Genomic DNA, 21,381 nt, shown 5'->3' with positions numbered 1-21,381 from the left:
TCTTCTTCACTCCTTGCTTGTATATTGCCGGATCAGAAGCTTCCTCTGCTGCCGCTGTGCGAGTGGCCGCCGCCAGTTCTTCCGCCGCCTCCACCGCTGCTGAACCCGCCACCGCCAGAACTCTTCTCCGGTTTTTTCGTCTTCGTCGTAACTGTTTTGATGTAGCGATCGTGCTTTTGAAGCACACCGGATCCTTCGCCATCCAGATAGGTGCTAGCGTCGACCGTCCTTTTCCCGCCTGAGTTGATCGCAAGAATCCCGACTACGATTCCGCCGACTGCAACTGCCACGAGTACTTGAAACCAGAGGTCAAAGATCGGCCAGTCGGGGTTTGCCCACGACACATAGTTCATATACCGGTCCGCCTGATCCAGATACAAGCTCATCGCCCCGTAATAATCCTCGCTCCCAAGCAACGGCAGAATGTCGGCATTAATTTTATCCATCCGCGAATCATCGAGGTATTTCTCGGCTTTGTAAAAACCGGCAAGATACGTCTCTCGGGCTTCCATGTTCACCGTCAGGATGGCCGCATTGCCGTGAGGCTTGTCAAATCCCGGAGCCATGTCATCATAAAAATCCTGGGTAAACAGCTTAACGTCCTTTTCAGATTTGGTCGTCACAACGATGAAATCCGTCTGCCGCTTTTCACTCAGCTTTGCCGCCTTTTCTTCAATTGCTGCCTTTTCCTCTTGCGAAAGCAGGTTCGCCTCATCATACACAAGCTGTTTTTCAGCAGCGGCCGAAAGAGGCAGCCAGCCTGATGCGAGCAAAAGAACAAAAAGGAAAAGTACGGATAGGAGTGCTCTCGTTTTTCTCACCAGAAACCGCCTCCCATCGCAAACGATGCCGTTTTCAAAGCAAGAAAAACAGTCGCCGCAATTCCGCCAAACCATATGCCGGCTTTGCCCCAGCTGATCGGCGGCTTTCCGACCACCTTGCCCGTTTGTCCGTTCATTGCAAAAATATGCTCCGATTTTGCAAAATCGTAGTAGACCATCCAGACAGGAAGGAGCGTATAATACGCACGCCGCCGATTCGTATCGATCTTTTTCTGCTCATAGTTGATGGATGAGTACCCGGAAAAAGTGGAATGAATGTATGTATCGATATAGTCGGAAATTTTGGAAGCGGCCCTTGGCTGAAGCTCCTTGTCATCGTATTGGTATTTTTCAGCGAGATAGCCGGCAAGATAAGGAGTCTTGAAGTCTTTCAGTTCATTATAATAGTAAGGTTCAAGCTTATCCATCAATGCATCGTCCATTTTCATCGACGCATCCGCAGGGACTTTCTCATATTCCAGATTGATTTTCCTATAGACATCATAATAGCTCGTTTCCGTATAATCATAGTCGCCGCGGGAATAGGTGCGGATCTTTGTTGCGGTTGCCGATACATCAATCTTGCTGTTGAAGTCATAAAGCCAAAACGGCACGTACATACCCGTAATCGATTTGATCCGGTTCGCCGCTTTGAACTCCTGTGGGGCAAGCTTGCCTTTGCGGCACCATTTGCGGAATGATTCGGCCGCCTCTTCCTTGCTGATCATGAAGGGAATAACTTTGGCTGGTGCCAGCGTGCCCGACACCCTTTCCGCAAGCACAACACCCGCATCGCAGAAACTGCAATTTGTTGCTACCGTGTCAGGGTCAGTGAGGATCACTGCCCCGCAATTGTCGCAATGGTATTCCTTCGCATCCTCCTCCGTTAAAGACATATGGATGAGGTCCTCGGAAAATGTCTCAATATTGTCTTGGTGTCCGCAGCTTGGGCAGGATAACGTCCCGCTTTCGGCATCAAATTTCATGTCGGAGCCGCAATTCGGACATTTATAATGGATGACCATGATTCTCCTCCCCCTTTCTTGAAAAAGCGGAGCGGGAAGGAAGCCCTCCCCGCTCCTTTCGTTTATTCTTTATGGGCCAAACTCGCCTTCAGTGCAGCCAGTTCATCTTCGACATCTGGTTTGGAGTCATACTTTGCCGCCAGGTCCTCTACTTCATCCGTCGGGACCGCATTCAGCTCCGACAGGGCATTCGCCTCGTCAAGGATCCGGTTTGCTTTTTCTTCCATCCGCTCAAAGGCATCGATCGATTGGCCAGCCCCTCCGAGTGAAGAACCCATTTTGTTCATTCGGCTCTGCGTCTTGGCGACCGACAGCTTCGCTTTGATCATAGATCTTCTTGACTCAAGTTCTCCGATATCGCCGACAAGCTTGTCGTGCATCTGTCTCATCTGGGTCGTGTTCCCTGCAGCTAGCTGATACGCCTGCTCAAGTTCCTTTTCTTTTGCCGCAAGCTCTGTTTTCCGTTCAAGGAACTTCCTCGCATCGCCTTCATTTCCTGCTTCCAGCGCCTTGATGGCGTACGACTGCATTTTTTCAACATCCGCCTTGCACTCATCCAACTGCCGTTTCGCCCGTTTTTCCTCCGCCATGATTGAAGCAGTCTCGCTTTTCACTTTACCGAGGTCGCGGTTCAGATTGCGCAAATATTGATCGATCATCTTCTCCGGATCCTCCGCCTTATCCAACAGAGCATTGATATTGCTTGACATGATATCTTTGAATCTAGCTAAAATTCCCATATTCAACTCTCCTTCTTTACGTTAGTAATAAGTATACGGCTGTTTCAACGTGAAAGATTCATTTTGGTTATCCGCCTGTTAAAAATATGACAATTGACCTATAGTCAAAAGTCTGAATGTTCCAGAAGGATGAATAATCTGACTCGGGTTTCGCCAAAAAAGCCAAAGGTGCTTTTGGCATTTCCTTTGGCTTTACAGGATTGCAAGAATAAAAGGATGGGGAGCTTGCCTGCTCCTCTTCCTTTGGCTGCTGTGGACGATAAACGTCGCCTTCTGCTCTCAGTTTCTTCTAGCTGCAGGCGCCAGTCCCTCGAGGTCGCTTCGAAAAAGATCAGGTGGGTTGGAAAGCACCCACCCGCTCTTTTCCTCCAGCGCTTGTCGGGTCTTGTCGGGCGCCTTCCGCTTTAGTTTCATCCAGCTGCAGGCGCCAGGGGCTCGAGGTCGCTTCGGAAGGTCACGGGTGGATTGGAAATCATCCATCTGTGTCCTTCCTCCAGCGCTTGTCGCCCCTAAGCAGGCGCCTTCCGCATTTGGTTATTCCTCACCAATGATTTTTACTTCTGTTTCCAGGTCTACGCCGAATTTTCCTTTGACGGTTTTTTTCACGTGTTCGATTAGCTGGAGGTAGTCGGTTGAGGTGGCTTGGTCGATGTTGACCATGAAGCCGGCGTGTTTTTTGGATACTTCGACGCCGCCGATTCGGGTTCCTTGTAAGCCGCTGTCTTGGATCAGCTTGCCGGCGAAATGGTTGGGCGGACGCTTGAAGACGCTGCCGCATGACGGGTATTCGAGCGGCTGCTTGGACTCCCGCAAAAATGTATTCTCATCCATCTTCGCCTTGATTACGGCAGGATCCGCTTTTTCCAGTTCAAATACCGCATCTACGATAATATGGTTTTCTTTTGCAAAAATACTGTTGCGGTAGCCAAAATCAAATTCGCCTTTTTTCAGTTCGAACATCTCGCCGGTCCGGGTGATCACCTTGGCACTGACGAGCACATCCTGGACCTCACCGCCGTATGCGCCCGCATTCATGATCAGGGCGCCTCCGACTGTGCCCGGAATGCCGCAGGCGAATTCGAGACCCGATAATTCATAGGCAAGAGCTAGCCGTGAAACATCAATGATGCTCGCCCCGCTTAATGCCGTGATACGATTTCCTTCCACACTCATGCCGTCCATGTTTTCCAGGCTGGCAACAATGCCTCGGATTCCGCCATCACGGATGATTACATTCGTTCCGCGTCCGAGAATCGTCAGCGGAACCTTATTCTTATGTGCATACTCAACGAGCTTCTGCAGTTCGTCTGCGTCAACCGGCATCACATATAGATCACACACTCCGCCAGTTTTGATAAATGTATGTTTGGAGAGCGGCTCTGATACGAGTATGCCGGCATGCTCCAGCAATGCCTCCAACTCTTGTTTAACGTTCATTTTGTCAAAATTCATCATTATGCCTCATACCTTCTTATTTAAAATCCTACTCTTCAAATCTTAAAGGAAACGGCGAGTCAAATCAATGGCGAACCTCCGTCCCTTTCTCAGTATATACGTCCAATGAATTTTTGTTCACAAACACAGAGAGGCCCATGGTAAAATAGACCAAACTCCAATCAGAAACAAACATATATGCTACAAATTTGAATGGCACTAACAAACGAAGGGAATCGAAAGAGTATGAAAGCACAGAAAGAATTCTTCATTAACTGGGGTGTCATCTCCATCCTTCTCGGCATTTTGTATGGAGTAGTTTTTGCCCAGCTTGATAAGCCGGACGATGGGATAAGCGGTCCGGAAACGAGCATATTATTCATGATTTATTTCCTGCTCGGCTTTGGTTTTAATACGATTTGCAGCCTGCTCCTTTTACTGTCAACCTGGGTCGCAAAGGGAGTCCTTCGCACTCGTCTCCTGCTCTTTGCTATTTCCAGCCTTCTTGTCACAGGAGCGGCCTATTGGCTCGTAAAGGAATCTGCAGTTTTACTCTTGCTGCTCACTCCATCGGTGCTTGCCGGTCTTGCAGTGAAACTAGAACTGTCGCCAAATTGAAAAGAAAATATAGTTCACGGAGGTGAAAAAATGCGAAAAGTTTATCTGGATAGAGCAGAAATTCTTGGAGCCATAGCTGTGTCTTTAGAAGATACTGAGGTTATATTCGCAGGAACAACAATGTTTCCTATGAGTGTCCAGCATAGAAATGAGGAGTATCAAAAATATGCTGACGACTACGATATTCAATTTATATTTGACGATGCCGTTCCCCAGGTTGAATTTTTTACGGTTCCACATGTGGATATTATGGCAATAGACAGTAACGGCGGATTTATCGGAACCGTTGGCCGACAATCTGACCTGGAAACTGACGCGCCCATTTGTTACATCAATAAGGACTTAGAGTGCTTTATCCTTGCAGAAAACGGAGAACAATTTTTGAGCACTAGAGAATCATGGCAAACCAACTTGAAACCCTTTGATAAAATTACCGTTTATCGTTCGAAGGTAGAAGCAGAAAAGGAACTGGAATTCTTTGATTTACGGTCATTTGGAAGAAGTTCAGGTAATCTGTAAATATTAAAGGCGCGATTATTGCATTAAAAAAGGATAGATGACAGGAATTCGAATCCCGTTCATCTATCCTCTCTTTTGGCTTATTACTTACGCTTCTTCGTCTTCTTCATCCATCATCGCTTCCAAAGCCTGTGATACCTTTTCAAACTCTTCGTCGCTTTCAATGGCGGCAAGATCTCCGTCCTCATCAAGCTTCAGGAAGAAAATATCGAAGTCTTCCTCGCTCATCTCCCGGATGTCTTCCACAAATCCGACCGCCATATAGTCTGTTTCGTCCAGTGTCAGTGTAGCGAGCACCTCTACCTCATGTTCTTTTTCGTCCTCATCTGTAATGGTGAACACTTCACCGATTTCAATTTTTTCCATCGTCAAATCCCCTCCCGTCTACGACCTTTCTGTACTGTACTATTTGTTTTCCCCAATTGAAAGCAATTTATCCTGAATTCACCAAGAAATTTGCTTGGAGAGAACCAGTAGTGTATAGATAAGAATGAAGGGAAATACATACAAGAATCATCGGGAAAGAGAGGAGAAAAAAATGAAACCATTTAGCAGAAAAATTGCGGTCATCGGCACCGGTTTTGTCGGGGCAAGCTATGCATTTGCGCTTGTTGCCCAACAAATGGCAGCGGAAATTGTCCTGATCGACCTTAACGAAGAGAAAGCAAAAGGGGAAGCCCTCGACCTGAATCACGCCATGCCGTTCGGGTCTCCGATGAAAATCAGTACCGGCCATTATGCCGATTGCAAAGATGCCGACCTTGTTGTCATTACGGCGGGAGCAAACCAGGCGCCAGGCGAAACTCGGCTCGATCTCGTCCATAAAAACATCAAGATTTTCGATAAGATTGTAAAAAGTATTATGGAAAGCGGGTTTGATGGCATATTGCTGATTGCGACCAACCCGGTCGACATCCTCACACATGCGACGTGGAAAGCATCCGGCCTGCCGAAGGAGCGTGTCATCGGCTCAGGGACGATTCTTGATTCAGCCCGATTCCGTTACTTGCTGTCCGATTACTTTGATATCGACCCGCGAAATATTCATGCCTATATAATGGGAGAGCATGGCGACACAGAGCTTCCCGTATGGAGCCATGCCCAGATCGCAACCGTACCAATCCAGCAGTTTTTGGACGTAAATAGTGTCGAGGAAGTCGCCTCACATCCTGATATGCAAGCGATTTTCACTAACACCCGCGATGCCGCCTACCAGATCATTAACCGCAAAGGCGCCACCTATTACGGCATCGCGATGGGGCTCGTCCGCATCACAAAGGCGATCCTTAACGATGAACACTCCATCTTGACCGTCTCCGCCTATCTTGACGGCGAATACGGTGAAAGCGGCGTTTACATCGGGGTTCCTGCCGTCATCAACAAACACGGCATCCAAAGTGTCATTGAACTCGAACTGAACGACACGGAAAAAGAACAATTCCGCCGCTCGGCATCGACGCTGAAAGAGACATACCGGGAAGCAATGAAATAACGCATTGTGAAGCGACCTGTAAAAAGCGCGGTCTCACTGCCGCGCTTTTCTACATTTCTATAATCGATAGAAAATAAAATCCAAAACGATGAAAAAAAGGATGGTTGCATTGAACATTTTATGGGATTTTGACGGTACATTATTTGATACGTATCCTGCTTATACGGACCTCATCTCTCAAGTATTGGGAGAAACAATAGAGAAGCAGGAAATCTATGAGAAATTAAAAGTTTCCTTTTCACATGCCGTTCAGTTTTATAACCTGTCAAACGAACAAGCTGAAGAGATTCAGAGAGGCTATAATACAGCTCTGCCCATAGAGATGAAGCCCTTTAGCGGTGTGGAAGAAGTTTTGAAGTTTGCCGATAAGAATGTCATTGTCACGCATAAGCACAGAGAAGGCGTCGATGCCATTTTAAGATACTACGGTTTTGAACCCTATTTTACGGAAATCATTACGATCGACGATGGATTCCCTCGTAAGCCGGATCCGGCGGCCTATCAATTCCTCCATGAAAAGCACGGAATCGACCTTGCAATTGGAGACAGGGAATTGGATCTGCTGCCAGCAAAAGAACTGGGCATTTCAACGTGCAACTTCCAAAACGATGCAGTTGAAGCAGATTATCATCTTCAGGACTACGAGGAATTTTTCCAGGTCATAAAACCGGAAATTCAACCACGCTCGCTTTAAAATAAAAATGTTGCTGGGACATAACAGGTCTCTAATCAGGTGAAAGAGGCAAATTTTCGTCAACCTTTTGATTCCGTTTAGACGAAGCTTCAACCATCTGCCTCACTTTCGCAATAATGTCAGGGCCCTCTGTCGTTTGAATCGTCTTCCCGTTATAGTTATGGGCAACCTAGAATGTGAAATCGCTAGTTTAGTAGCTGTTCTGTTGGCATGCCTATCGAGAAGATGGTAGCAATAAGCACCTCGGGAGTGGAAAAATGAAGAAACTGAAAGAATTGATTGGGATGGCGGCCGTTACAGTATTATTCAGCCTGTTTACATGGGCTCTGGCGGCGTCCTATGTGGAGGAGTACAATCTCTTTTCGTCTGAGAAAGCGACTGTCACCATTGTCGATAAATCAGGAGCAAAAGGCTTATACACGCCCCCCGCCTATTATGTGCGGGTCGAATTGCCGAACGGGGAGGAATCGCCGTACCTGAACCGGATTTCCAAGAAGCGGATGAACGAACTCAAGATCGGAGATTCCATCACCGGGTACTCGACCCGTCCGTCCGATTTTTCCACAGTCCGGGACATTGTCGTGGATAGCATATTCTATCTATTGGGGATTTTCGCACTTGGATTTATTGCCTTCTGCTGCCTCATTGCAACGGTACTTTCCATTCCTGCATTGGAGCAATGGGAACGAAAGGGCTCGTACTTGCGGCAGGCGAAACGGAAACGAAAGAGACGGCAGAAAAGGAAGACGAAAAAGGAAAGAAACGGCTGGAGGATTGTAGGTGTCGTCCTTGTGATCTTTCTTCTGTTCTTGTGGCGCTTCCTCTTGAACCTTATCCGCAAACTGACGCCGCTTGGTAAAACGCAAACGGAAGCCATGATTTTCGACCGCTCTGCGGATGTCTCCTATCGCAAGTACCAAGATTCCGCTTACGAACTGACCATTGCCTTCGAGGACCAGACAGGCGATAACATCCAGGTGATCAAAAACGTCACAAGACACACCTATCAGCAGTATGACCTCGGTGACAAACTGCCGATCGCCTACCAGAATGCAAACCCGTATGATGTGTTCGTCCGCGGCACTTCCTTCCCGGATGTGCTCCAAGCACTAATGACCTGGGAATTGTTCTTCTACATCGTTGCGATTGCTGTCACGCTGTTTGTCGGGTGGGCATTTTATGATAGCCGGTTGAAGGCGAAATGGCGGAAGAAGAAAGAATAGTTGTCACCCTTTTCAATCTCCTCAAAAAACAGGCGCTGCTTGGCGTGAACCTTGCAAGTGCCTGCCTTCTCATGCCTATCCTGCATTTCTATAGGGTCGTCATAAAAAGAGACAAAGCGTAATCCCTTCACGCTTTGTCTCTTTCTTGATTTGGTATATAAATTTCCATCGTCAACCCTATCGTTTCAAAACTTTATTCGATCGCAATGCCAATCACGTTTCTGCCTGCTTCCACCTGGCAAATTCAAAATCTCCGTCATGCACTGTGATGCAGCCCTTCTCAATCCAAGCAATTCGTAAAATGAGATTTTGCAAGGAATACCGCATGGATTACGGCAATCAAGGTTCCTTAGAAATCTTCCAGCGTCTCTACCAGCACTTCCCGGCGTTCGATGTCCAGATGGTTTGTCGGTTCAAAGAGCACGAGCAGATAGAGATCCTGCTGATTACGACAGTATATTAGGAACATTGCAACGCCGCATTTGAAAGGCGGAACGATAGCTTCAAACTGAGCAACCCGCCCGCATAGTAAGCCACCCATCCCCCGTAGAATAGCCATTTGAGTGGAAGCAAGTTTTCGTTATTATTTTTTCCTCGGCCAAAAAAAGTAAGAGATTGAGATAATGAAGAAAGGTGAAATTGAGGGCATCAATTTCACCTTTCTCTTTTTATTGTTTTAGATCTATCAGATGTTTCAGCTGCGTTTTCACGTAAGCTTACAACATTAATTCATAATGTAAAAACTGTGTATCCTTTTCATAGCCATGTTTTTCATACAACCTTTGCGCAGCTAGATTGTCCGGTGCCGTGCATAAACTTATGCTTTTAGCATTCGTCTCAAGCGCGTACTCCTTTGCCTTCTGTAAAAGAATTTCCCCTATTCCTTGATTTCTTGCTTCCGGGGCAACAAACAAATCATTTAGAATCCACATTTTTTTCATCGAGATAGATGAAAAAGTGGGATAAAGTTGAGTAAACCCGATATACTTCCCCTCGTTTACAGCGACGAAAATGGCAGAATCTCCATTCTCTATCCGTTCCTTTATGTAACTTTTCGCTCCTTTTACGTCCGACGGCTGTTCATAAAACATTCGATAGGCATTGAACAAAACCGAAACCTCATCAAGATCTTTACTGGAAGCGTGAATTACATGAATCATCGTGTAACCTCCTTATTATTTTTTCCTCGGCCAGACAAAGTATGAAATGGAAATAATATTATCAATAATGACAATCAAGCCCCAAAGTTTCAGCACATCGAGAAGAACGGTTGTATCTGTTTTGCCATCCAAATAATAATACATCCCTAACAACATAGCTCCGCCGATGATATACGCCAAAACATGCAGCAGCGACCCTTTCATGCTGTGTTTTGCATAGTCGAAGCCGATCCGGCGAACAGGCTTCGGACCTTGCCGTTTCACATAGTACAGAAATCGTTCATCCGCCCACCGGATCATGCTTTTTCCGTACACGATGGACACAGCAAGATAAATCGGCGCAATCGCATGAGCGGTGGTCGGAACCGCTCCCCTATACGTATCAATGCCCGTCACGACAAGTAACACCACATCCACGACCGGAGTCATCGCCAACAGAAAAAGACCTGCTTTTTTCTGGTTAAGAATATACCTCGTCACCAGTCCCGCTACAATAAAGACCCAGAATCCGATTTCACAAGCAATAATCGTCCACGCAATAAAATTCATAAACTGCCTCCCTAACCCCAGTTGTTCGATATATTTACAACCAGCTATTAGGTACTATACTTCAACAACTCTGTAAAAGTTTCATTAAATCGTCCTGCACAGAGAAATTGTTGCTTTTCTGTATCGTTTTTAAAAATAAGCTTCTCAGCTTATCGGCCGAAAGCAGTAACTGATCAGCCGTAATCCCAGCAGGATAGGATGAAAGAAACTCTTCTATAAATTTTTGGTTTAACGTTTCATAGGCTTTAAATTGGTGCAGTTTCACCTTTTCATCCAATGCTTCCATCGTGAGAAGATGATCCCGCATCGCCTCCAACATTTTCGATGCATAAATCAGGTTATTCCTTTTGACTTCTATCTGGAAACGCCACATGCTGAATATAAATTCAAAGCAGAGATCTTCAGGAACATCATATTTTGCATCGTTTGCAGCGAAACGTTCTTGTTCCGCAGCCATTTCCCTTGTAACATTGCCTGTTTTATCGGCAATCACTTTCCACAATGGCGACCGTACACTTAGAAAGGATGTCGGCAGCACGGAAATATTAAATTCCAATTTATTCTCTAAAATGGCGATGATGATATAAACATTTTCACGATGCTTTTTAGCTTTGATATAAATGGCGCCAAAGTCCTCCAGGCATTGATGGACATAGTCCTTTAGACGTTCGACAGTTTCCCGTTCAGCCGTGGAAACCATTAAATCAATGTCTGAATAGATGTCACGGTACCCAGTGACACCAGAGCCGATCCTGACCACACCTTCCACCATTTCAAACGAGGTTAACGCAGATACAATGCTGTTATACAGTCTGTCTCTTTCCTGTGAACTGTACATTTGCTTTGAATTAGCTTCCAATCCCACACATGACAACCATCTCCTTTTGATTCTAATTTCGAGAAGGAGCGCGAAAGTTCCTCCTACAGAGATGGAGGCCTATCAGGCATTGTATTCGCCAGAATGATATAAATGAGCAGACTGGCAGGTAAATTGATGAATAGAAGCCTTACCCCAAGTGATGAAATACCAAAATATTCAGCGATGCCGCCACAAACTCCTTGGATTGACCGGTCAGTAGAAGATTTCCATAACGTCCTTTGCATAAAAACCTCCACTTTTTTGGTTAGTAAATTATTCCTTCATTGACGTATGTCGTGCAACTCCAGTGGGCTGAGCCCGTTCTTTTTTCGCCTTGCCAGCCCTTCTTCTGCAGCTCTTTTGCAATCATCAGATTGAAAATTTCGTGACCGACAAGAACAACCGATGTATGTGTGTTTGCATACTGGATCAATGCTTCCGCCGCTTTTTCCGCCCTCTTCTTTGCCTCGCGATAAGACTCGCAATCTCGTGAATACCCGCAAAACCACAGACAGCGTAAAATGACGGCCCACCGATCGGGTGTCATTTTCATTCGTACCAATTTGCCGGAAGGAACCGGCAGCTCCGTTTCGCGGAACAACGGGTTCGAAATGGATGCTGTTTCTTTTTGTAACAATCGGGCTGATTCGACCGCCCTTTTTAAATCGCTTGTGATTACAATGTTGGCGGATTGGATTTTTTCAAGCGCAGCGCTCGGATACTCCGTTTCCTCGAAGACCCCATGACTGTCATACTGATCAATCCAAGCGCCTACCCCTTTGCAATCGATCCTGCTGTTTTCCGTGCACAAGGAACGCCCGTGCCTGATAAATGAAATCTCCATAAACAATCTCCTAAGCTGTTTTATTGCTTCTCTTCATCATTGATAAAATAGACGAGATGATCGGTCCATGCTTCGTTTTCATAGACAAATGCTTTTCTTAAACACTCATATTCCATGCCAACGCTTTTGGCCAGCTGAACCGATGGAGCATTATCAAGATTGATATGCGCTTCAATCCGATGATAGTTTAGCCCATCGAAAGCAAGCTGAATCGCTGCCTTCAATGCTTCCTTGCCATACCCTTGCCGCCAATACTGATTATGGAGCGTATAGCCGCATCTTGCCCATTGAAAATCCTCTCTCATGAGCGTCGAAAAATCGATGGCCCCCAAGTGAGCGCCATCTTCTTTCCGAAAAACGCCAAAAACATATACTTTATCGTCCACGGCCAAGCTTTGATGATTCTTCACCAAGTCGTCGAACCATTCTCTAGTGCAAATGCTCATATCAATCTTTCCATCATCGTATTTATGCTGTGAGGGAAGACGGTTTTCAAACCCAGATAACCACACAGGGTAATCTTCGGGTTCGAGAGGACGGACAATCAATCGATTCGTTTCTATAAAAAGGTTGAACTTTTCCAAACAAACACCTCATCGCTTCTAACCTACATCTCTCCATCTATTATGACTTTGCATGATAGATGGTTTACTAGCTGTTTTACAGCCTTTACTGGCAATGCTAATTGCAACGATGTTTCCCTTTAAATAATGAAATACTCGGTCACCTTCTTTTACTCTGTCATTCTTCTCCTAGAATGCGGCACATTGCCTCCTTTATCTTGTTGTGGTTACCAAATAACCCCAAGGTCTTTTTCTTCTTGGTAGGTGTGGCCTTGCATAACAATGAAATTATTCAAATTACTTCCCGCTAAACCTACTTATATTAAAATTTCCATTTAACATTAAATGTATATTGAGCCTCGTCTACCTTTCTCATTGTTGAACTGTCAGAAACGTTTGTCTGATGGACATACTATCTTAACCTTATACAATTAAAATCGTATCAGATGAGCAATCCCATTTTTCATTTGTTCTTGTTCATTCTTTCTTCGTGTCAGAGTTCTCTTAGTGATTCCTGTTATCTCTTCAACCTCCTTATATGTATAAGTTTCAAGGAGTTTTATGGCATGTTGTACTTGCTGTTTGGAATGTTTTCGTGGTCTTCCTTCTCGAAAATCATCACTCTGCTTTGCAAGTGCCTTACCTTCTTGTGTACGTTCAACAATAAGGTTTCTTTCCATTTCAGCAACTGCTAGAAGAGTTTGCAAGAAAAACCTTCCCATTGTCGTGTTTTCCAATAAACCTACATTAAGCACATGAACCTTTATACCCTTCTCAAAAAGGCTTTCAATGATTTCAATTCCCTCTTTCGTATTTCGAGCAAGGCGGTCAAGCTTTGTCACTACCAATGTGTCACCCTCTTTTTAATTCACCGAGCAACTTCTTTAACTATGGTCTATCTGTTTTTGTTCCTGTGAACTTCTCTTCAAAGGTAGTCTCGCAACCTTCTTTTTATAGTTCCTTTTTTTGTACAGTAAGGTCTTGAGCAATTGTTGAGATCCTCGCATATCCATATTTCATCTTTTTTAACCTTCATATTTCACTATGTTTTGACACCTTTTAATAAATTGATATTACTGTATACTAAAATAGTGTAAACAGTATTAAGTTTTGTCACCGAACATTAATAATAGGTATATTGTTACCCCTAGTTACAAAATATCGTTTTTCCTATAAATATTATGTAGTAAAATAAAGGAAAACTGTGAGTTGTGAGGAGTTGTATTAGTGAGCAAAACAAAAATAAATAAAATTGAAGCAGCAATTTTTTTAGGTGTTAGTGTTGAACTTATTGACTATTTTACTAATAATTGCCCTAAGTCCGGAGAGAGTAGAACTTTACCAGTTGAAAGAACAGATCATGGAGATTTTTTTTTAAGAGACGATCTCACCCATTATTCTGTTTACCTTAGTAAACCTTGGCCTCGACCAAGAAGTGGTACTAGACCAACCATACCTACCGCTATAAGAGAGGATATCAAAAGGGAGTCACATCACGCATGTGCTATTTGTGGACATATGGAGAATGGTGAAATAGCTCATATAGAGGCAGTAGCAAGAACGTATAATAACAGTCCAGAAAATCTAATATTACTGTGTCCTAATCATCATTCGCAGTACGACTATGGTTATAAACCTGCAAGTAATGTAACGTTTGAAGAAGTTAAAGCCGCAAAGATACTTAAGCGAAACTCACGAAAGCGTATGCTTCAATTTGAAGCGAATGCTACTAATAGTTTAATAGAACTAATAAACACTATAAATAATATTAAAAATGCCCTTGAAAACGAAACCAACGAGAACATCAAGGACATATATCTTAACGAAGCAAAGCAGTTGCTTGTTAAGATCCCAGAGGTAACAAAAAGTGCTATAGAAGCAGCTAAAAGAGATTCAACTAATACCGAAACCGATAAAATTGTTTTAAACTCAATTCCAAACCTAACAAAATCGGTGGCAGGTAAAATGCAAGAATCATTTGATAAGGAAGAAATTAAGGACATAATGTCAGAAGTACTCAGTCAAGCACAAGCTATTATTATAGATATCGAGGAAACATTTTGTCCCAGATGTCGAGGAAAGGGAACTACTGGATTGATTGGCAATTTATGTGCATATTGTAAGGGTTCTTGTTATGTTAGTACACAGCAAGCAAATGATTATGATGAATCAAACATAGATGAAGTCGATTGTCCAAGATGTTATGGAGCAGGAACTACAGGGCTGATTGGCGATTTATGTGCATATTGTAAAGGTTCTTGTTTTGTCAGTACACATGAAGCAAATGATTATGATGAATCAGATATTGATGAGGTGGATTGTCCAAGGTGTTATGGAAAAGGAACTACCGGATTGATGGGTAATTTATGTATCTATTGTAAAGGTTCTCAAACCGTAAGTGGTGAACAAGCTTCACAGTATGATGAAACAGAGATAGATGAGGTGGGTTGTCCAAGGTGTCATGGAAAAGGAACTACTGGATTAATTGGGGTTCTATGTGCATACTGTAAAGGTTCTCGTTTTGTCAGTACAAAGGAAGCAAATGACTATGATGAATCAGTTATTGATGAGGTTAATTGTCCAAGGTGTTCTGGAAAAGGAACTACCGGATTGATGGGTAATTTATGTATCTATTGTAAAGGTTCTCAATTCGTAAGTAGTGAACAAGCTTCACAGTATGATGAAACAGAAATAGATGAGGTGGATTGCCCAAGGTGTCATGGAAAAGGAACTACTGGATTAGTTGGCGACATTTGTAAACTTTGTAAAGGCGAACAGGTAGTGTCTCCAGAAACGTTTAAAGCTTATAAAGAGCAGTTCAATTGATGAAGTTAAACAAAATGCTTTGATAAAATCAATAAGTGACAATCTTTTACAACTATCCAATGCGGAGAATAATAAGCACAATCAAAATAAGACATCCAACTAATTTGGATATCTTTATCACTCCCCATTTTGAAATTCCTAAATTGCTAAACTCGCTCCACTGCCTAGAGTAATTTTACTTTATTATAAATAAAATATCCAATTTACACCATAATTTCTTTCTTAACATGTACCAAAGTGGGGTAGTCTATTCTTATTAATATCACAGTTTTATTAGTTTTAGACTGCCTAGTTTTGAGTACAATCAATATTCTTCAATACGTTCCAATATGAATAAAACCTATAGCAGGGTTAGCATGTTTTTTCTAAGCCAAAGTCATAAACCAATAAATATAATAAAACAGCCTATAAAAATAGGCTGTTCTGACTTATTTACCTTTTTCCATTTCACTAACCCTAATATCCTTCAATAGTTCATCAATATCTCTATATGTTAGATTTTCTTGTTCAATGATTTGGTATATATATTCTTTTGTTAGTAGGGTACTACCATTTTCTTTTGCAATCATACTTCTTATTTTCCTTAGTACTTGAGTTATTTTAAGGGATAATTCTCTAATCTTATCAACTTCTAAATGATATAGTTCCTGTCCGTGTGGTACAGCTTCAGTGTGGATTTTATCCTTATGACTCAAAATAGTAACATTTACAACCTGCTCTTTTTGCAGTTCTTTTTTATGCCTGATCCAATCTTTATGTCCTAAAGCCTGTCTACAAGCACTGATTGAAATACTATGTTCTTTATCCTCTTCTGATTTTGCCTCAAAAGCCCAAATTAGATCTCTTAAAATCCATATTCCATCTGGAACGCCATCCCCAATTGGTCTTTCCGATTCAAACCCTAGAAATTCACCTAACTTACTAATCCCTTTTTCAAATTTTTCACCTTCATCATTTTGGATTAACTCTAAAAACTCATTTACTTTCTTTTCAAATTTCCCACCATTAAGCCCCAAGTTAGATATGAAATCTTCAATATTTTCTGCTTGTAAAGACAGATAGGGATCAATATTAACTACATCCTTACTATCTAGCGATAAGTGACTTATTATTTCTGCTAACCAACTTATTCCATAGGTCATTCTTAGTGCAGCAGAGTAATATTCAGAACTTAATTTTTTTGCTGAAGCAACTGTATCTTTTGCTAAATAAGCCGTATTACCAGCTAAATAATACCACCAAGCCCTATACCCATCTAATTCTTTTCCACCACTTGCTGTATCTAAAATAGATTTAACCTTTTCTAATGACCACTCTAAATCATTTTTCCACATGCCATAAACATATTCTATTTCGTACTTCACACTATCTGTTAATGCACTAGTTGATTTTTGGATTTGTTTTTCATAATCTTCTCTAATACTAGTTATAGCACTATTAATATCTGAAAATAGCTCTTTATCATACATGATATCATTCATAAGTGAAATGACTTCCTCAATTGACTCAAAATTCTCAGAATTCTGAAGGCCGAAATCGATTTCCGCTTGGATTTCTGGATGAAATCCTCTTAGATTGTCGTTATTAGCACAAAACTTAAGTAAGGCTGGATCAACCATTAGAACATTCGCAAAATCATCACTAGAGCGTGTACATCTCCCTAATGCCTGAGTAATCCTTGTCTTTACCAACTCTTTTAAAAGAATGTTTGCATTTAGCCTATTCCACAGAAATCCTTCTTGAAGATTGGTTGCTTCTGGCATTCCGTATAGTACTAATAAGCGACATGACTCCTCAGAAAGGTCAATTCCATCATACCTTGAAGTTAATAGAAGCACAGCTCGTTCCTTACTTGTAAAAGGGTTTAGATTTTCTTCGATTTCTGATGCTTCAACAATAGGTATTTGTGGATACACTTTGGAAAACTCTTGTTTAAAGTAGCTTGATGTTCTGTTATCGGGACATAAAACTAATGCCCTACCATGTTTATTAATTGCATTAAAAGTTAATTCCAATGATTCGCTTTTATTGAATTTCCTATTAGGAAACAGTATCAACCTTCTACCATTACTGTATTTATCCCAACCTTTAGGAATGGGAATCTTACTAATTTTTTTAATTCCAGTAATTCTTTCAAGTTCTCCACCTTCCCCTAATGTTGCTGACATAAATATTCTTTGCTTGGCATTTGCAAAAGGGGAATGTGTAAGTGTAGGAGGGCTTAATGGTCTAATGTTTATTTCTCCCCAAGAAAAGAATAGTTGGCATGCCTCTAGATTATTCCTTATCATAGACCAAGGGTATTTAGCATTATTTCCAATTTTACTTATATTCTCATCTATATAGTGAACTAATTCTGGAAGTTTCTCTAAATATTTTGGATAGGGTAAAAGATCATATATAGGCTTGTTATACTCATAATCCTCTCTAATGATTCTTGAGTAGTTGTAATCAGAGATATCTTCCTTAAATAGCTCAATTAGACTACGGAACACTTCAGGATTTTCTCTTCTGGTTAAAGAAAATGTCCATAAGGAAGAGATGTAATTTTCAGCAGAGTGTGCATCATCAAAAATAATTGTATGTGCATCATTCAGCTTTGGATTGGTATTGAAGATAGCACTATAGGTTGTTATCGCAATTGTGTTACCTGTTAAATAATCACCATAATCCTTCTCAGAATAGTTGGCCTGCGGACCAACTAAGATACATGCTTTAATCCCATACTCCCGTGATTTTTCGTATACCTGATAAGCAAGTTGTCTAGTAGGACATAAATAAATAACTCGTTCGTTTTTGCATCTCCTTCTATACTCAGCGATTAACAAACCTACAAGTGTTTTACCCGTTCCTGTTGGAAGTTCAATTGCAACGTTACCACTATCTTTATATTTACTATAATAATCTCTCAAAATATCTGCTTGTTGTGACCAAAGACCCTTCACACTTGGAATTTGTAGCTCCCTAAATATTGATTCTGGATCTTTTTCTGTATTGTTTCTAGGCTTTGGTACAATAAAACGTGGCTTCTTTTCCATCTTTCCACCTCATTCCTCAAGATTCATATACTTTTTTATCATATTCCTCTGCCATTTCTATACACCATGTATTGGAGCAATGAAGAAGGGAAAAAATGTCGGGCATTATACTTTTGATTTGAGTATTTTTTTATCTTTGAATATATAAAGTCCTCCACCTGCTCAAGAGAGTATGTAAAAAATGTATCTTGATTTCCAATCTCGTGTTCTGTAATAAGTAGTTTCAGTAGATGTTTTTTATTGTGTTGTAGCACAAAGGAACTACTATTATGGGAGAGCATTTCTTTTATCTCCACATCCGAAAATCCAATTCTATTAAGGGCATATTTGACTTTTCTATTTTCAAAAGTTCTGGAAAGATTAGCTCTATAACCTGTTTTTACCTCACATAGAACAGCTAGCACATCATACTCCCCTAGGTGACTAAACAACCTCTCATCCCAGTCTTCCAAATCGCCCCCAATAGGTTCTTTAACATAAGGTAAACGCAAATGTGACTGCTAAACTAAAGTTAACAGTTCTTGCTAAACAGGAATAAACACTCTTCTATCAAATATCACTCCTGTTAAGTTATGCTTGTGCTTCAAGATAACTTAGCTGGGGGCTTGGAGAGATGGAGAAGATATTATTGTATCTGCAAATGCATCAACTAAAAGAGCAGGGCTTCAAAATATCCGCAATCGCAAGAAAGCTTGGGGTTTCAAGGAATACGGTCTACAAGTACGTGGGAATGACCTATGAGGAATTTATAGAGTGGATAAATTCCCTTCAGGACAGGAAGAAAAAGCTAGATCCCTTCCGGGATGAGATTCACAGCTGGCTAAAGGAACATCCAGATCTGTCATCAGCTCAAGTTGAGGACAGGCTAAGGGAGAAATACCCGAACTTGGAAGTTGGCGAGAGCACTGTGAGATTGTACGTGAAAGAAGTAAGGGATTTCTATCATATACCGAGGGTGTTGAGCAGCAGGGACTTTGAGGCTGTGGAGGAACTGCCGGAGGGCAGGCAAGCCCAGGTGGACTGGGGAGAAATGACTGTCAAGGATCTGGAAAACAAGGACGTCAAGCTGTATTTCATCACTTTCGTTCTCTCCCATTCCCGTTACAAATACGTGGAGTGGCTAGGCAGGCCATTCACTACCAGAGACACAATCCGCTGCCATGAGAATGCCTTTCAATATTTTGGAGGAATGCCGGAGGAACTGGTCTATGACCAGGACCATCTGATAACGGTCAGCGAGAATGCAGGAGACATTATGCTTACCAGCGAGTTCCAAGCGTACAGGGGCCAGCGTAAATTCCGCATGCATCTATGCCGGAAAGCCGATCCCCAGAGTAAAGGCAAGGTTGAAAGGGTCGTCCAGTACGTTAAGAATAACTTTGCCAAACACAGGCCCTTTCCAAACATTGATGCCTGGAACGAGAATTGTCTGGCCTGGCTGAAACGGACTGGGAACTACAAGATTCACGACACAACAAAAAAGAGACCGGTTGAAGTGCACGCCGTCGAAAAGCCGCACTTGACCCAAGTCTCTCCCCTGCTCTCAGACGAGAGCAACCATGTGTCCAGTATAACAAGAACTGTCGGCAAGGACAACGTTATTAAGTTTAAATCCAACAGATATTCAGTACCCCTTGGGACCTATCGGCCCAACGGAGATAATAAAGTGTATTTAGAACTGAAGGAAGAGAACCTGATCATCACTGCATTCCAAGGTGAAATCCTGGCCAAGCATAAGGTGTATACGGGAAAAGGAAAGCTGGTCAAGAGCCGCCAGCATACGCGTGACCGATCCAGAGGGATCCAGGCCTATAAAGAGACGGTCATCCAACAGTTCAAAGATGAAGAGAAAGCCATCCGGTTCATCCAGGAGATGAGTGACCGGTTCGCAAGATATGTTCGAGATCAGCTGCAGGTGGTCCAAACTACCATCCAACGTTTCCGTAAGGAAATTGATGAAGCCTTAGATATTTGTATAGAACGCAAACTTTGGAGCGCCAACGATCTCCGGGATGTAGCCATGCATCTCTCCCGCACAAAAGAAAGGAATTCCAGCACCCCTCTGGATTCCTTGGATACCAGGAACCTACCAAACTGTAACCACGCAATACCAACTTCGGCACCCGCCAGAGAATTGGACGGCTATATACAAATATTGGGAGGCACGGGGCAATGAACAGTACGATTAAAACCATACAGGATCAGTTTCGTCATCTGCGATTGGCAGAAACAGCAAACGAGCTTCCAGCCTTCCTCAGGAAGGCTGAGCAGCACTCCTGGACTTACCAAGAGTTCCTTGAGGAACTAGTAACGTTTGAATTAAATAGAAGAGAAGCGAAAAACATAGCAAGAAGAATAAAGTGGGCCAAGTTTCCCTATCTAAAGACATTAGAGGAGTTTAGGCTGGACGAGCAAAAGTCGATCAGTTCAAGGCAGATTAGCCAGCTTAGCGAACTCAATTGGCTTGAGGAGCAATATAACCTCATCCTAATGGGACCGCCCGGTGTCGGCAAAACTCATATCTCTATAGGACTTGGCCTGGAGGCCATCCAAAGGGGATTCAAAGTTGCGTTCTGCACGATGGGCGAGTTAGGGCAGCTACTCAAGACGGAAGAATATCTCTCGAAATCTCGAACTCAATTGAAAAGAATAAGAGAGTCCGATCTGGTGATCATTGATGACCTAATGTACATGGCCATGGATCAACGGGAGGCAAATCTGTTCTTCCACCTAATCAACAGTCTCTACGAACGCAGTTCCATCATTCTGACCTCCAATAAAGGACCTGATCAATGGGGAGAGCTGATGGGAGACGAAGGTATAACAACCGCTATTTTGGACAGACTCCTTCATCGGGTCGAAGTAATCCACCTGAATGAGGACAGTTATCGAATCAAACACAGAAGCACCATATTCAGAGAAGAACATGTTCAATCCTAGTTAGCAAAAAGTGTTCAAAACTACTTGACGGTAACA

The 21,381-nt window shown here is 42.7% G+C and carries 22 protein-coding genes and 2 pseudogenes; 8 read left to right on the top strand and 16 right to left on the bottom strand.

All coding sequences use genetic code 11. The annotated features are described in order from the left end of the window. Positions 1 to 32: 32 nt before the first annotated feature. The 4 genes from AC0TWI_RS14080 to murB form a co-directional block, all read right to left on the bottom strand. A complete protein-coding gene (locus AC0TWI_RS14080; protein ID WP_488126969.1) occupies positions 33 to 821 on the bottom strand; it encodes a TPM domain-containing protein in 789 nt (262 codons plus the stop codon). After that, entirely contained in the window at positions 818 to 1,846 is a 1,029-nt protein-coding gene (locus AC0TWI_RS14075) for a TFIIB-type zinc ribbon-containing protein (protein ID WP_488126968.1), read from the bottom strand. Before AC0TWI_RS14075 ends, AC0TWI_RS14080 begins: the two co-directional genes overlap by 4 nt. 62 nt (positions 1,847 to 1,908) lie before the next feature. Next, entirely contained in the window at positions 1,909 to 2,586 is a 678-nt protein-coding gene (locus tag AC0TWI_RS14070) for a PspA/IM30 family protein (protein ID WP_488126967.1), read from the bottom strand. 534 nt (positions 2,587 to 3,120) lie between these two features. Then, a complete protein-coding gene (gene murB / locus AC0TWI_RS14065; protein ID WP_488126966.1) occupies positions 3,121 to 4,038 on the bottom strand; it encodes a UDP-N-acetylmuramate dehydrogenase in 918 nt (305 codons plus the stop codon). Positions 4,039 to 4,266: 228 nt separating this feature from the next. On the opposite strand from murB, the gene AC0TWI_RS14060 reads away from it, so the two are divergent. After that, positions 4,267 to 4,638 carry a hypothetical protein gene (locus tag AC0TWI_RS14060; protein WP_488126965.1) on the top strand — a complete coding sequence of 124 codons (372 nt, stop codon included), beginning with the start codon at positions 4,267 to 4,269 and terminating at the stop codon, positions 4,636 to 4,638. A gap of 30 nt (positions 4,639 to 4,668) precedes the next feature. Continuing rightward, positions 4,669 to 5,157: a hypothetical protein gene (locus tag AC0TWI_RS14055; RefSeq protein WP_488126964.1), complete on the top strand. Its 489-nt coding sequence runs from the start codon at positions 4,669 to 4,671 to the stop codon at positions 5,155 to 5,157. 87 nt (positions 5,158 to 5,244) lie between these two features. On the opposite strand, the gene AC0TWI_RS14050 is transcribed toward AC0TWI_RS14055, so the two are convergent. Beyond that, complete coding sequence (locus AC0TWI_RS14050; RefSeq protein WP_488126963.1) at positions 5,245 to 5,523, bottom strand: DUF1292 domain-containing protein; 279 nt, start codon at positions 5,521 to 5,523, stop codon at positions 5,245 to 5,247. Between the two features lie 172 nt (positions 5,524 to 5,695). Here AC0TWI_RS14050 and AC0TWI_RS14045 point away from each other — a divergent pair, with 172 nt between their 5' ends. The 3 genes from AC0TWI_RS14045 to AC0TWI_RS14035 all read left to right on the top strand — a co-directional run bounded on the left by AC0TWI_RS14045 (position 5,696) and on the right by AC0TWI_RS14035 (position 8,566). Beyond that, positions 5,696 to 6,649: an L-lactate dehydrogenase gene (locus tag AC0TWI_RS14045; RefSeq protein ID WP_488126962.1), complete on the top strand. Its 954-nt coding sequence runs from the start codon at positions 5,696 to 5,698 to the stop codon at positions 6,647 to 6,649. 109 nt (positions 6,650 to 6,758) lie between these two features. Next, complete coding sequence (locus AC0TWI_RS14040) at positions 6,759 to 7,343, top strand: HAD-IA family hydrolase (RefSeq protein WP_488126961.1); 585 nt, start codon at positions 6,759 to 6,761, stop codon at positions 7,341 to 7,343. A gap of 257 nt (positions 7,344 to 7,600) precedes the next feature. Then, positions 7,601 to 8,566 (top strand): hypothetical protein, encoded by a 966-nt coding sequence (locus tag AC0TWI_RS14035; RefSeq protein WP_488126960.1) that lies wholly within the window; start codon positions 7,601 to 7,603, stop codon positions 8,564 to 8,566. Positions 8,567 to 8,915: 349 nt separating this feature from the next. On the opposite strand, the gene AC0TWI_RS14030 is transcribed toward AC0TWI_RS14035, so the two are convergent. The 9 genes and pseudogenes from AC0TWI_RS14030 to AC0TWI_RS13990 all read right to left on the bottom strand — a co-directional run bounded on the left by AC0TWI_RS14030 (position 8,916) and on the right by AC0TWI_RS13990 (position 13,561). After that, the gene (locus AC0TWI_RS14030; protein ID WP_488126959.1) at positions 8,916 to 9,107 is read right to left on the bottom strand and encodes a hypothetical protein; all 192 of its coding nucleotides are present in this window, start codon (positions 9,105 to 9,107) and stop codon (positions 8,916 to 8,918) included. Positions 9,108 to 9,282: 175 nt separating this feature from the next. Then, complete coding sequence (locus tag AC0TWI_RS14025) at positions 9,283 to 9,723, bottom strand: N-acetyltransferase family protein (protein ID WP_488127089.1); 441 nt, start codon at positions 9,721 to 9,723, stop codon at positions 9,283 to 9,285. Positions 9,724 to 9,741: 18 nt separating this feature from the next. Further along, positions 9,742 to 10,275, bottom strand: coding sequence for a hypothetical protein (locus tag AC0TWI_RS14020; protein ID WP_488126958.1), 534 nt, complete (start codon positions 10,273 to 10,275; stop codon positions 9,742 to 9,744). A 61-nt stretch (positions 10,276 to 10,336) separates the two neighbouring features. Continuing rightward, positions 10,337 to 11,140 (bottom strand): aminoglycoside 6-adenylyltransferase, encoded by an 804-nt coding sequence (locus tag AC0TWI_RS14015; protein WP_488126957.1) that lies wholly within the window; start codon positions 11,138 to 11,140, stop codon positions 10,337 to 10,339. Between the two features lie 56 nt (positions 11,141 to 11,196). Beyond that, positions 11,197 to 11,379 carry a PspC domain-containing protein gene (locus tag AC0TWI_RS14010; RefSeq protein ID WP_488126956.1) on the bottom strand — a complete coding sequence of 61 codons (183 nt, stop codon included), beginning with the start codon at positions 11,377 to 11,379 and terminating at the stop codon, positions 11,197 to 11,199. Between the two features lie 20 nt (positions 11,380 to 11,399). Continuing rightward, the gene (locus tag AC0TWI_RS14005; protein WP_488126955.1) at positions 11,400 to 11,978 is read right to left on the bottom strand and encodes a histidine phosphatase family protein; all 579 of its coding nucleotides are present in this window, start codon (positions 11,976 to 11,978) and stop codon (positions 11,400 to 11,402) included. Between the two features lie 20 nt (positions 11,979 to 11,998). Beyond that, complete coding sequence (locus tag AC0TWI_RS14000; protein ID WP_488126954.1) at positions 11,999 to 12,562, bottom strand: GNAT family N-acetyltransferase; 564 nt, start codon at positions 12,560 to 12,562, stop codon at positions 11,999 to 12,001. A 21-nt stretch (positions 12,563 to 12,583) separates the two neighbouring features. Next, positions 12,584 to 12,837, bottom strand: a pseudogene (locus AC0TWI_RS13995) (HNH endonuclease); the annotation flags it as partial. A gap of 135 nt (positions 12,838 to 12,972) precedes the next feature. Further along, positions 12,973 to 13,561 (bottom strand): annotated as a pseudogene (locus AC0TWI_RS13990) (recombinase family protein). A gap of 207 nt (positions 13,562 to 13,768) precedes the next feature. Here AC0TWI_RS13990 and AC0TWI_RS13985 point away from each other — a divergent pair. Beyond that, the gene (locus AC0TWI_RS13985; RefSeq protein WP_488126953.1) at positions 13,769 to 15,367 is read left to right on the top strand and encodes an HNH endonuclease; all 1,599 of its coding nucleotides are present in this window, start codon (positions 13,769 to 13,771) and stop codon (positions 15,365 to 15,367) included. A gap of 428 nt (positions 15,368 to 15,795) precedes the next feature. Here the strand turns inward: AC0TWI_RS13985 and AC0TWI_RS13980 are convergent, their stop codons facing one another. Together AC0TWI_RS13980 and AC0TWI_RS13975 are read right to left on the bottom strand one after the other, a co-directional pair. After that, complete coding sequence (locus AC0TWI_RS13980; protein WP_488126952.1) at positions 15,796 to 18,405, bottom strand: DEAD/DEAH box helicase; 2,610 nt, start codon at positions 18,403 to 18,405, stop codon at positions 15,796 to 15,798. A gap of 38 nt (positions 18,406 to 18,443) precedes the next feature. After that, entirely contained in the window at positions 18,444 to 18,896 is a 453-nt protein-coding gene (locus AC0TWI_RS13975; RefSeq protein WP_488126951.1) for a hypothetical protein, read from the bottom strand. A gap of 122 nt (positions 18,897 to 19,018) precedes the next feature. Between AC0TWI_RS13975 and istA the strand changes: the two genes are divergently transcribed. Together istA and istB are read left to right on the top strand one after the other, a co-directional pair. Beyond that, on the top strand, positions 19,019 to 20,581 hold the full coding sequence (gene istA, locus AC0TWI_RS13970; RefSeq protein WP_488126950.1) for an IS21 family transposase: 1,563 nt from the start codon (positions 19,019 to 19,021) through the stop codon (positions 20,579 to 20,581). Next, complete coding sequence (istB, locus tag AC0TWI_RS13965) at positions 20,578 to 21,345, top strand: IS21-like element helper ATPase IstB (RefSeq protein ID WP_488126949.1); 768 nt, start codon at positions 20,578 to 20,580, stop codon at positions 21,343 to 21,345. Before istA ends, istB begins: the two co-directional genes overlap by 4 nt. The last annotated feature ends 36 nt before the right edge of the window (positions 21,346 to 21,381 follow it).

This window comes from Lederbergia sp. B243.17 (assembly GCF_057657925.1).
The sequence above is the reverse complement of the archived record's forward strand: the minus strand, read 5'-3'. Positions and strand labels throughout refer to the sequence as shown.

Excerpts from the sequence above, each read along its gene's own strand:
- AC0TWI_RS14075 (WP_488126968.1), bottom strand. The coding sequence starts at position 1,846 with ATGGTCATCCATTATAAATGTCCGAATTGCGGCTCCGACATGAAATTT.
- AC0TWI_RS14070 (WP_488126967.1), bottom strand. The coding sequence starts at position 2,586 with ATGGGAATTTTAGCTAGATTCAAAGATATCATGTCAAGCAATATCAAT.
- murB (WP_488126966.1), bottom strand. The coding sequence starts at position 4,038 with ATGAATTTTGACAAAATGAACGTTAAACAAGAGTTGGAGGCATTGCTG.
- AC0TWI_RS14060 (WP_488126965.1), top strand. The coding sequence starts at position 4,267 with ATGAAAGCACAGAAAGAATTCTTCATTAACTGGGGTGTCATCTCCATC.
- AC0TWI_RS14055 (WP_488126964.1), top strand. The coding sequence starts at position 4,669 with ATGCGAAAAGTTTATCTGGATAGAGCAGAAATTCTTGGAGCCATAGCT.
- AC0TWI_RS14050 (WP_488126963.1), bottom strand. The coding sequence starts at position 5,523 with ATGGAAAAAATTGAAATCGGTGAAGTGTTCACCATTACAGATGAGGAC.
- AC0TWI_RS14045 (WP_488126962.1), top strand. The coding sequence starts at position 5,696 with ATGAAACCATTTAGCAGAAAAATTGCGGTCATCGGCACCGGTTTTGTC.
- AC0TWI_RS14035 (WP_488126960.1), top strand. The coding sequence starts at position 7,601 with ATGAAGAAACTGAAAGAATTGATTGGGATGGCGGCCGTTACAGTATTA.
- AC0TWI_RS14030 (WP_488126959.1), bottom strand. The coding sequence starts at position 9,107 with ATGGGTGGCTTACTATGCGGGCGGGTTGCTCAGTTTGAAGCTATCGTT.
- AC0TWI_RS14020 (WP_488126958.1), bottom strand. The coding sequence starts at position 10,275 with ATGAATTTTATTGCGTGGACGATTATTGCTTGTGAAATCGGATTCTGG.
- AC0TWI_RS14010 (WP_488126956.1), bottom strand. The coding sequence starts at position 11,379 with ATGCAAAGGACGTTATGGAAATCTTCTACTGACCGGTCAATCCAAGGA.
- AC0TWI_RS14005 (WP_488126955.1), bottom strand. The coding sequence starts at position 11,978 with ATGGAGATTTCATTTATCAGGCACGGGCGTTCCTTGTGCACGGAAAAC.
- AC0TWI_RS13980 (WP_488126952.1), bottom strand. The coding sequence starts at position 18,405 with ATGGAAAAGAAGCCACGTTTTATTGTACCAAAGCCTAGAAACAATACA.
- istA (WP_488126950.1), top strand. The coding sequence starts at position 19,019 with ATGGAGAAGATATTATTGTATCTGCAAATGCATCAACTAAAAGAGCAG.
- istB (WP_488126949.1), top strand. The coding sequence starts at position 20,578 with ATGAACAGTACGATTAAAACCATACAGGATCAGTTTCGTCATCTGCGA.